The sequence below is a fragment of the Streptomyces sp. GC420 genome, from assembly GCF_009916105.1.
Taxonomy (GTDB): domain Bacteria; phylum Actinomycetota; class Actinomycetes; order Streptomycetales; family Streptomycetaceae; genus Streptomyces.
In genome coordinates, this window is the sequence record NZ_JAAAXQ010000322.1 from 1 (window position 1) to 9,392 (window position 9,392).

At 70.7% G+C, this 9,392-nt stretch carries 11 protein-coding genes; all 11 read right to left on the reverse strand.

What is annotated here, in order from left to right; all coding sequences use genetic code 11:
* Positions 1-2,211: LysM peptidoglycan-binding domain-containing protein (locus tag GUY61_RS29540; RefSeq protein ID WP_208106624.1), on the reverse strand; the 2,211-nt coding region annotated here is incomplete at its 3' end.
* 5 nt (positions 2,212-2,216) lie between these two features.
* Positions 2,217-2,654 (reverse strand): hypothetical protein, encoded by a 438-nt coding sequence (locus GUY61_RS29545; protein WP_166633306.1) that lies wholly within the window; start codon positions 2,652-2,654, stop codon positions 2,217-2,219.
* Between the two features lie 12 nt (positions 2,655-2,666).
* Entirely contained in the window at positions 2,667-3,104 is a 438-nt protein-coding gene (locus GUY61_RS29550) for a TadE/TadG family type IV pilus assembly protein (RefSeq protein WP_166633307.1), read from the reverse strand.
* Complete coding sequence (locus GUY61_RS29555) at positions 3,101-3,448, reverse strand: TadE/TadG family type IV pilus assembly protein (RefSeq protein ID WP_313896935.1); 348 nt, start codon at positions 3,446-3,448, stop codon at positions 3,101-3,103. The genes GUY61_RS29550 and GUY61_RS29555 overlap by 4 nt, the downstream gene beginning before the upstream one ends.
* Before the next feature lie 71 nt (positions 3,449-3,519).
* Positions 3,520-3,717 (reverse strand): hypothetical protein, encoded by a 198-nt coding sequence (locus GUY61_RS29560; RefSeq protein ID WP_053678304.1) that lies wholly within the window; start codon positions 3,715-3,717, stop codon positions 3,520-3,522.
* Positions 3,718-3,744: 27 nt separating this feature from the next.
* Entirely contained in the window at positions 3,745-4,644 is a 900-nt protein-coding gene (locus GUY61_RS29565) for a type II secretion system F family protein (protein ID WP_166633309.1), read from the reverse strand.
* On the reverse strand, positions 4,641-5,570 hold the full coding sequence (locus tag GUY61_RS29570) for a type II secretion system F family protein (protein WP_166633310.1): 930 nt from the start codon (positions 5,568-5,570) through the stop codon (positions 4,641-4,643). The genes GUY61_RS29565 and GUY61_RS29570 overlap by 4 nt, the downstream gene beginning before the upstream one ends.
* Positions 5,567-7,132, reverse strand: a complete 1,566-nt coding sequence (locus tag GUY61_RS29575) for a CpaF family protein (protein ID WP_166633311.1) — start codon at positions 7,130-7,132, stop codon at positions 5,567-5,569. The genes GUY61_RS29570 and GUY61_RS29575 overlap by 4 nt, the downstream gene beginning before the upstream one ends.
* Positions 7,129-7,950 (reverse strand): hypothetical protein, encoded by an 822-nt coding sequence (locus tag GUY61_RS29580; protein ID WP_166633312.1) that lies wholly within the window; start codon positions 7,948-7,950, stop codon positions 7,129-7,131. Before GUY61_RS29580 ends, GUY61_RS29575 begins: the two co-directional genes overlap by 4 nt.
* Entirely contained in the window at positions 7,950-8,636 is a 687-nt protein-coding gene (locus GUY61_RS29585) for a flagella basal body P-ring formation protein FlgA (protein WP_166633313.1), read from the reverse strand. The genes GUY61_RS29580 and GUY61_RS29585 overlap by 1 nt, the downstream gene beginning before the upstream one ends.
* A gap of 19 nt (positions 8,637-8,655) precedes the next feature.
* Positions 8,656-9,392: ATP/GTP-binding protein (locus GUY61_RS29590; protein WP_243766847.1), on the reverse strand; the 737-nt coding region annotated here is incomplete at its 5' end.

Here is a 9,392-nt window from a genome sequence, read left to right on the forward strand (position 1 = left end):
GGGCGGTTCGACGAGGGTGCCGGGCTGGGCGGGCAGGGTCCAGGCGCCGGGCAGGTCGAGTTCGCCGCCTGCGGCGGTCACGACCGCGACCGAGGTGCGGGGCCGGGAGGCGAGGAGGTCCTCGAGCTCGGCGGCCGCCGCGCCGGTGGGCGGGGCGGTGGCGATGAGGATGCGGGGGATCCAGGTGTCGCCGCCGTCCTCGACCAGCCGGGCGGCCCGCAGGTGGTCGTGGCCGCCGTCGGTCAGGGCCTGGCGCTGGAAGGCGTCGTGCGCTTGGAGGTCGCTGGTGGCCGGGCCGAGATCAGCGTGGTGCTCGATCTGGTCGGGGTAGAGGTGGTGCAGGTCGCTTCCGGCGCCGGCGAGGAGGACCTGGGTGTCGGGCGCCAGCTGGGAGGAGGCGAGTTCGACGGCGAGGGCGAGCATGACCGCGCGGACGTCGGCCGGGCTGCCGGCCAGACGCATCAGGCCGATGGCCTCCAGGTTGACCAGGACCGCGTCGCCGTCCTCGGTCTCGCCGAGGCTCACCAGGGCGGGGTAGGGCACCGTGATGTCGGCGGCCTCGTCCTCGTTGAGGAGGGCCGCGCCGCGGGCGGGGCACACCCAGACCGTCGGGTTGTCCTCGTGCTCGGTGAACGGAGCGACGGGCGGGGTGACGGCGGCTAGGTGGAGCTCGATGCCGCGCGCGGTGATGCGCATCGCCTCGACCTCGGGCAGAGGGCGGCCGTCCTGGCGGCAGTTGGAGGCCAGGGTGCGCAGGGCGCGGTCGGCGAGCGGGGTGCCGGTGATGTCGGACGCCACGCGCAGCTGCTTCTCGAAGTCGGCGGTCGCACCGGAGGGCATCGGGATGCGCCGCTTGGGGCGCCGTCGGCGCTGCTGGTGCGCGCGCCGGGTCGCGATGACCGCGAGGACGGCCGCGGCCAGGATGCTCCCCGCTGCGGCGATCGTCCGCACGCTCGTGTCGCTGCTGTCGTCGGCCTCTGCGGTCTCGTGCGCCTCGGGCGCCTGGGTGGGCGTGCCGTGCTGCTCGCGGTCGGGCGCAGGGCTCTGCGCGGCGGGCTGCTCGGTCGGGGCGGTCGGCCTGGCGGTCGGCTGCCCGCCGTCCTGCCGGTCCTTGTCCGCGCCCTGGCCGCCGTGGGCCTGGTCGCTCTTCTCCCCCTTGTCGGCGCCCGGGCTCGAATCGTCCTGGGCGGGTGGCTGCGTCTGCTCGGCGCCGGGCCGCTCCTCGGTCTTGCCCTGGTCGGTGGGCTGTTCCTGTGGCGGCTGCGCCTCGTCCGGCTTCGAGTCGCTCCGGTCGCTGCCGGCTGCGGTGGGGATCTGCAGCTTCCAGCCGGGATAGATCTTGTCGGGGTCTTCGAGGGCGCGCCCGTCGTCCTGCTTGACGCCCTTGTTCGCCTCGACGATCCGGGGGTAGGCGTCGGCGTTGCCGAGCTCGTCCTCGGCGATGCCGGTCAGTGTCTCGCCCGCGCGCACGGTGTGGGTCTGGGCCGCGGTCTTGGAGCCGGCGGTCTGTGCCCTGGCTCCGTCCTGGTCGGCTGTCGGGTCGGGGGAGGCGTCGGCGGGCAGGCGCAGGGTCCAGCCGGGTTGCAGGACGGTGGTGTCGGCGGTGACGAGGGAGCCGTCCGTCTGGCGTACGCCTTCGTTGGCGTCGATGATCCGGTGCCACTCGATGCCGGCGCCTAGGCGTTTCTCCGCGATGTCCCAGAGGGTGTCGCCTTCTTGGACGTGGTGGACGGGGCCGTTCCAGGCCGCGGAAGAAGAGGACGCCGCCTTGGCCGTCGCGGAGTGGGCGTCGGCGGCCACGCTGGCCGTGGCCACGGTGGCGGGGGCTGCGCTGGCGGGGGTTGCCATCGCGGTGCCGGTCGGCAGCAGGATGAGGATGCCGCCGACGAGGGCGCCGGCGAGTTGCTGGGATCCGCCCAGCATGCGGATCCGGGGGGCCCGGACGTTGCGCAGCGCGGCGCCCGTCTCCAGGACGACCGAGACCACGAAGCTGAGCCAGCCGTACCAGCCGATGAGGGTGATGGCGCCCAGGAACTGCTGGCCGGAGTCGGGGCTGGTGAGCGCGGTGGTGATCTCGTCGAAGCCGGGGACGTGGTCGGGCAGGACTCCGATGCCGAGCAGGACGGCGGGCACGCCCGCCAGGAGAGCGATCAGGGCCACCAGGGCGAAGAGCGCACGGACCAGGGTGGCGGCTGTACTGCGGTTTCTCATGATCGTCACCCCTTGTAGACGAGGTTGGCGCTGCCGTGGCCGGTGACGGACCCGCTGGCCCCGCCGAGGAACACGGCGTGGTAGGACTCGGTCACGGTCACCTCCAGGGACCCGCCGTCCTCGCTCACGCTCACCGTGCCGCTGACCCCCGCGTGGCTGAGGTAGGTCCGTGCCGCGGCGACGGCCGCGTTGCGGTCGACGGTGATGCCGTCGCCGGAGATCGCCTTGCCCGCATCGACGGCCTGGCCGCCGGCTCGGGCTGCCTCGTGCGCGACGCCCTCGGCGTGGGTGAGCGCTCGCAGCCTGCCGGCGCCGTCGTAGACGAGCGCGGCCACGGCGAAGAGCGCCACGATGGTCACGAGGGCGAACACGCTCATCGCGCCCCGGTCGTTGCGCAGGGCGCGACGGATCCGGTGGGTGAGGGCGAAGCGGGCGGGTGGCATGCGGTGGTCCTGTCAGCCGCGCTGGCGGTAGGAGTCGATTGACGAGGTAAAGCTGCTGGTCAGAGTCTTGGATCCGGGCAGTCCGGGCAATCCGATATCCGAGAGTCGCACCACGCAGGTCACCGTGGCGGTGGTTGAGGCGGGCTCACCGATCGGCGCGGCGAACCCGCCGGTGGAGACGGATATCGAGGTGGACGTGCACTGCAGTCCCTGCTGGTTGAGCACGCTGCGCGCCATTTCCGATCCGGCGGTACTGGCGGCACCGCCGGTTCGTTCCAGCGAGGCTGCGCGCGCTGCGTTGCGAGCTGCGGTGTCGACGGCGTTGTCGGCGGACCCGATCCGGCCGAATGCGATGACCAGCAGCAGTACCAGAATGAGGACGGGGAAGAGGATGACCGCTTCCAGCGACAGTGCGCCGCGGTCGTCGCGGAGTCGTTCGGCGATGGTCACCGTGCCTCCGTGATGCGTTCGGCGGCCGCGTCGGCGTGCTGGTCGATCTTGAGTTTCAGGCCGGGGATCATGGTGTCGACGTAGCCGGTGACGCGGATGGTCACCGTGGCTCCCTTGCTCCCGCTGACGGACGTGCCGGAGATGCTGCTGCCGGCCCTGGAGAGGAATTCCCGGGCCTCGGCGGTGCCGGTCCCTGCGGACGCTCCTCGTACTCGGGCGGACTCAACTCCCAGCTGTGCGGCGGACATCGCCACGTTGCGTGCGTGCCACCACAGGCCGACGTGGACGACTAGCAGGATGATCAGCAGCACGACAGGGAAGACGATGAGCATCTCGAGGGACACGGCTCCGCGGTCCCGCGCGTCGCGCTCGGCGAGCGCGCGGGACCAACGGCGGAGAGTCCGGCGAAGGCGGATCACTTGATCTCGTTGGCCTTCTCGTTGACCTTGGTGAGGATGACGGCGGCGGCGATCGCGGCGACGACGACGAGGCCCGCGACGATCATCATCGTCTCGATCGAGATCGCGCCTCGGTCGTCGCGGACGTTGCGCAGCCGCTCGATCCGGGCGCTGAAGAAGGTCTTCAGGAAGGTGAGGTTGGGGTCGTTGCTCATCGTGGATTTCCTTGTCTCTTCGGGGAGTTAGCTGGCCATGATCCGCGCGATCGCGGGATAGCCGATGTATACGGTCATGATCAGGACGAGCATTGCGACGGGCATCACCATTTTTTCGGAGGCCATGTTGGCCTGTGCCTTCGCGGTGGTGACCAGGGCGCCGGAGAGCGACTTGGCCTGCGCGCCGAGGGTGTCGCCGACGGCCGCGCCCTCCTCACCGGCGATGGCGATGATGTCGGCCGGCGCGCCGAGTTCGGGGACGTCGAGTTCGAGTGAGAGCCGCTTGAGGCCCTCCCACGGGCTGATGCCTTCGAGCTCGGCGCGGGTGATGGTGTCCCGGATCTTCGCGAAGACCCAGCCTTCGCCGACTTCCGCGGCCCGTTTCAGGGCCTGGGTGGGTGCGGCGTCCGCGGCGCGTTCGAGCTGGACGAGGCGCAGGTATGCCTTGACGGCGTACCGGAAGTCGTCCTTGGCTTCCACGGCCTGCTGCTTGAGCTGCAGGTCCGGCAGGAGCCAGAAGACGATCGCGAGGCCGAGGCCCGCCATCGCCGGGATCGCCACGGGGAAGGGGTAGCCGGCCAGGTTGGCCAGCCCCACCGCCAGCACGGGCAGCAGCAGCCCGTACAGCGCGAGGCCGATCTTGCGCCCCAGGTGCGCGGCGGGAGACCGGCCCACGAGCTCCAACTGCTGACGTGGCAGGCGCAGAGTGCCTTCCCCAGCCGTCCGGAGCAGGAGCGCACCGGCCTTCTCCATAAGGGAGTTGGGCTGGCTGTCGCGGTTGCGGTCGAGGTTCTCGAGCCGGGTGGCGTCCATGCGGGACAGCACGTCGCCAAGGTCTGGCCGACCGGGCAGGATGCCGCGGGCGGCGATGACCAGGCCGAGTCCGGTGACGGCGCCGCCGACGATGGCGTAGGGGGAGAAGATCACGGCGCCTCCTTGGCGATCTGGCCGCCGGAGCGGTCGGCCGGCGACAGGAACCGGGGCGCGGGTTCGAGGATTGCCATGCGTCGCATCCAGATCTTGACCAGGACGAAGGCGACGGCGACGAAGGCCAGGACGAGATGCCCGGCAACGGTGTCGTAGGGCTCGACGTAGGCGCCGGAGAACGCGGTGATTCCGAAGATCGCCAGGCAGAAGATGGTCACCCAGCGGTCGTTGGTGCGGGGCTTTTGCCGGTCGGCCTCGACCTCGCGCCGTGAGAGCACTTCATGCTGGAGGGCTTCGGCAAGTTCGCGCAGCGCCTTGCTCAGCCCGCTGCCTCGGTCCTCGACGTGCAGGATCAGCAGAGCGGCGACCTCGTCGACCATCGCGTCGTTCAGTTCGTCGGCGAACGCGCGGTAGGCGTCCTGGGGCACCCATCCGGCCTGCTGGCGTGAGACGAGGAGGCGGACCTCCTCGCGGATGGCGCTCGGGACGGTCTCCAGGCTGCGCTGGATGGTGGCCTCCAGGCTGACGCCGACGGTGTGGATGTCCGACATGCGCCGCACCCACTCCTCGATCGCCTCCAGCTTGTCGATCTGTGCTTTGCCGGAGCCGGAGGTGTTCAGCAGCCAGGGCAGGCCGATGACGACGGCGATGGTGACCAGGCCGCCCATCAGCCAGCCGGTGAACAGCCACACGCCAAGGCCCGCCACCGCGGAGCCGACCAGGCGTGTCTGGCCCCGGGCCCACCAGGAGGTGGGGGTGCGGGCGTCCTTGACGAAGATGGCCCGGATCTTGCGCTCCAGGCGGCTGCGGCGGCGCACGGTTTCCGAGGGTGCCCAGCCGATGCCGCCGGCGACCGCCAGGGCGAGTCCGCCGACGGCGGCGAGACCGCCGAGTGCGGCGAGCAGGGAGTCGAGGGTGAGCGTCACAGCGGCATCATCGTTTCCAGCGGCGCGCCCCAGCTGCCCCACGGCCGCTGCAGGACGGTGCGGTTCAGCCCGGCCCGGACGAGGTCTTCCAGGCAGCTCTGGGAGATGTTCCCGTGGGGCACGGCCCTCGGCTCGCGGCGTCCGTCCTGCTCGCGGGGAGCGAAGACCATCTGGTGGGAGGGGCGACCGCCCTCGCCGATGCCGGTGATCTCCATGACGTGGCTGACGAATCGGTGCTTGCGCCCCGGCTTGCCGCCGTGGTCGACGAGTTCGGTCTCGTCGACCAGCCGTACGTAGACGACGAAGTCGACGGCCTGGGCGATGAGCCGGTAGGCCAGGGCCTCGGTCATGCCGATTCCGGCCTCCAGGCACAGGGTGGCCAGGCGCTCGATCGACAGCTGGGGGCTGCGGGCGTGCAGGGTGGCCATCGACCCGCCCTCGCCTTCGTTCATCGCGTGCAGCATCGGCACGACCTCTTTGGAGCGGACCTCGCCGACGATCACGCGCCGCAGCGACATTCGCAGGAGCTGTGGGAAGAGGTCGGACAGGGTCAGCTCGCCCTGGAGTTTGCCGTCCGCGCCGCGCTCACCGTTGGACTCGCGTCCTTCGTAGGCGACGACTTCAGGGCCCTCGGGGTCCTCGTGGAGGTGGAGCTCGTACTCCGACTCCAGCGTGCCCACGCGCTCGGTGCTCGGGATCTCCCGGGCCATGGCGCGCAGCAGGGACGTTTTTCCGACGCCCTGGGAGCCGACCACGATGATGTTCTTGCGGCCCTTGACCGCGGCGGTCAGGAAGTGCGCGAGTGAGGCGTCGATCGTGCCCCAGCGCACCAGGTCGTTCAGGCCCTGGCCGCGGGTGCGGTGGCGCCGGATGACGATGCTCGGCCGCGGCGTGACGTACGCCGAGGCCGCCAGGCGCGATCCGTCGGCCAGCCGGAGGTTGAGGTTCGGCGTGGCTGGCGTCAGCGCCCGCTCGCCCTGCCCCTGCATGCGCGCCAGGTGGTTGATGAGGTTGATGAGATCGCGGTCGGTCTTCGCGATCGGGTCCCAGGTGCGTGTCGGACGGTCGGCGTAGTCGACGCGCACCTTGTCGCCGTAGATGATGATGTTCTCGACGTTCGGGTCGTCCAGGAGAGGCTGGAGGCGGCCGGCGCGGAACAGCTCGTCGAAGACCGCCTCGCGTACGGCACGCTCCTGCTGGGGCGTCAGGTCCGAGCCGCTGGCCGCGTACTTCGTCGCCCATTCCGAGACGACCTGCCTGATGATCGACTGTCCGCGCTGCCGGCGGTCCTGCTCGGTCATGGACGCGTCGGCACCGGCAGCCTCGCCGATCTTCATGCTGGCCTGTGAACGCAGCTCGGCGAGAACCTCGTGACCGACCGGGAGCGCGGTCGGCGCCGCGGTGTCGGCTACCCGGACGATTCCCTGAGGGAGGCCGGCCGGAGACACCTGCGCAGGCACGGGTCGAAGAACCGGCGCGTCCTGCGTGGGGCTCTCCTGGAGCGCCTGGGCGAAGAGGGCGGTGTAGTCGGGGGCCGGGGTCTCCGGCCTGGTGTCGGTCATGATGCCCTCCCGGTGACCACCTGCATTCCTGCCGGCTGCAGCTGCACGCGCCGCCTGGTCACCAGCTCATTGATCGTTTGGTGGGCCGTGCGCGCGGACCGCAGAAGGGTGCGCGGCATCTTCTTGTAGGCCCCGTGCGTGAAGACGTCGGCGGTATCGGGATCCCACGCGAGCATGCCGACGACCGGTGCCTTCAGGTGCTGCTGCACCTGGCTGGAGTTGAAGGATCCCTCTTCGATCAGCAGCAGCCCGAGCGCGTCGGAGCCCGTGCCGTGGTGGGCCAGTTCCTCCCTCAGGACCCGGATGGCGGGCGCGGCAGCCGCGATCGAGGCCTGGGTGGTGCGGACCACCATGAGGACGGCGTCGGCGCGGTGCAGCAGCGGCGTCGGGTAGCGGGTCGTGGACAGCCGGGTCTCGGACTCGGTGAGGATGCGGCCCGCGTCGATGATCACGTCGTGGCCGGTCTGGTCCATCACACCGAGCAGCCGGGAGATGGGTTCCCAGGTACGGCTGAGTGACGCCGCCTGCGTGGGGTCGGTGAGTCCCGGCAGGAGCATCCGACGGCCCGTGTTGTCGCGGTCCAGGCTGACGAAGTGCTGGGAGAACTCCCGCGCGAGGGTGCCCTGTCGGTCCGCGGCCGCCAGGCGGTGCAGCCCGGTGGCTGCGCTGCCCTCTCCGCCCAGGTAGCCGGCCCGGATCGTGCCGCCGGCGGGGTCAGCCTCGACCAGCAGCGAAGGCTTCGGCGACGACAGGGCGAGCGCGAGCGCAGAGCAGGTAACGCCGCTCGATTTTCCCGACACCAGTGCGATGACCGCCATCAGCTCGTCGCCTTCAGCACGATGGCCACGTTGCCGCTGGCAGCCCAGGCAGCGAGCGACGTGCTGTTCACCTCGGCCGCGGCAACATCGACAACCACGGCGCCGTTGGCGTCGGGCCCGCCGACGCGGGACACGACCGCAGGGAGACTGTCCGGGGCGGAACCTGCCTTGCTGGAGGAGGCTGAGGCGCTGCCGTCCTGCGGGGTGTGGACGATGGTGACCGCATCGCCGGTGCGCAGCTTCTGGATGGGCAACTGGCCGGGCTTGGCGAGGATGCCCACCACGGACTTGCCCTTGGTCACGCTGGATTCGTCGCTCACCGAGTCCTCGGTGACCAGCGCACCGCCCGGCAGGTCGGATGCGGCCTGCTTACCGATGATGTCGGAGGCGCGGGAGGCGGGCAGCGAGCGCAGCTCGCTGCCGTGGGATATCTCGGTGGCCACCAGATCCGACGCCTTGATGCTCTCGCCCGCCGCAATGGAATGCCGGGTGGCAACGACAGAGACCTTGTCACCGGCTTCGTCGACCAGCCACACCGACACCAGCGCGCCAACAGCGGCTAGCGCCAGGCCGGCGCCGACGACCACCGGGCGTCGGCGGCGGCGCGGGGCGTCGTTGGTAATCGGCAGCAGCACAGGCGCGGAGCCCGGCTCGGACGGTGCCGTCGGCTGCTTGGTTCGCGGCATTGTGATGGTCTTCCTTGCGCTAGTTGACAACCTGCAGCTCGCCGACGCGCGCTGTGGTGTTGGACGTACGGATCTCGTCGGGCAGCGTCCCGCTCGCACCGTTCGACGCCTGCCAGGTGACTTCCCAGGAGCTGGTCGCGGTGACGGTGAACTTCCCGCCCGACTGGCCGGCGGAGACCTTGGTGTAGCGGTAGCCGCAGTCCGGCGAGGACTTGTCCCCGTAGGCCTTGGAGTACTTCGTGCCCGCGGTCGTGCACGTGACCGAGCCGCCATCTCCCATGGAATAGGTGATCTTGGTGACACGGGCCGTGGCCGTCACCGACAGTCCCGGAACTGCGGCCGTCGCGCTGTTGGGACCCCAGGTGGTGTCGCTCTTGTTGTTCCACAGCCAGACGGGCATGCCGACGAGACCAGGGGCGTCCGGACCCGGCGAGCTGCCGATGTTCGCACCCAGCAGCGTCATCTTGTCCCGGGCCTGACGCGCCAGCACCTCGGGGTCGGGGAGAAGACCGGCGGGCGGCTCCGTCAGCCAGACGATGCCGCCGACGTCGTTGACGATGCAGTCCCTCAGGTAGAAGGCGCCGGGACCCGAGGTGTCCGCCCCGTTCATGTCCGTGTGACCCGGGCCGGATGGCGGCTGGGGATCCATGAGCTCGTAGAAGCAGCGGTCGGCCGGGTTGTACCCCGGCAGGCAGGGGATCTCGGTGTCGTCGGTGAGCTTGCACATCCCGTTTCCGCCCCCGCCTCCTTCGCCCC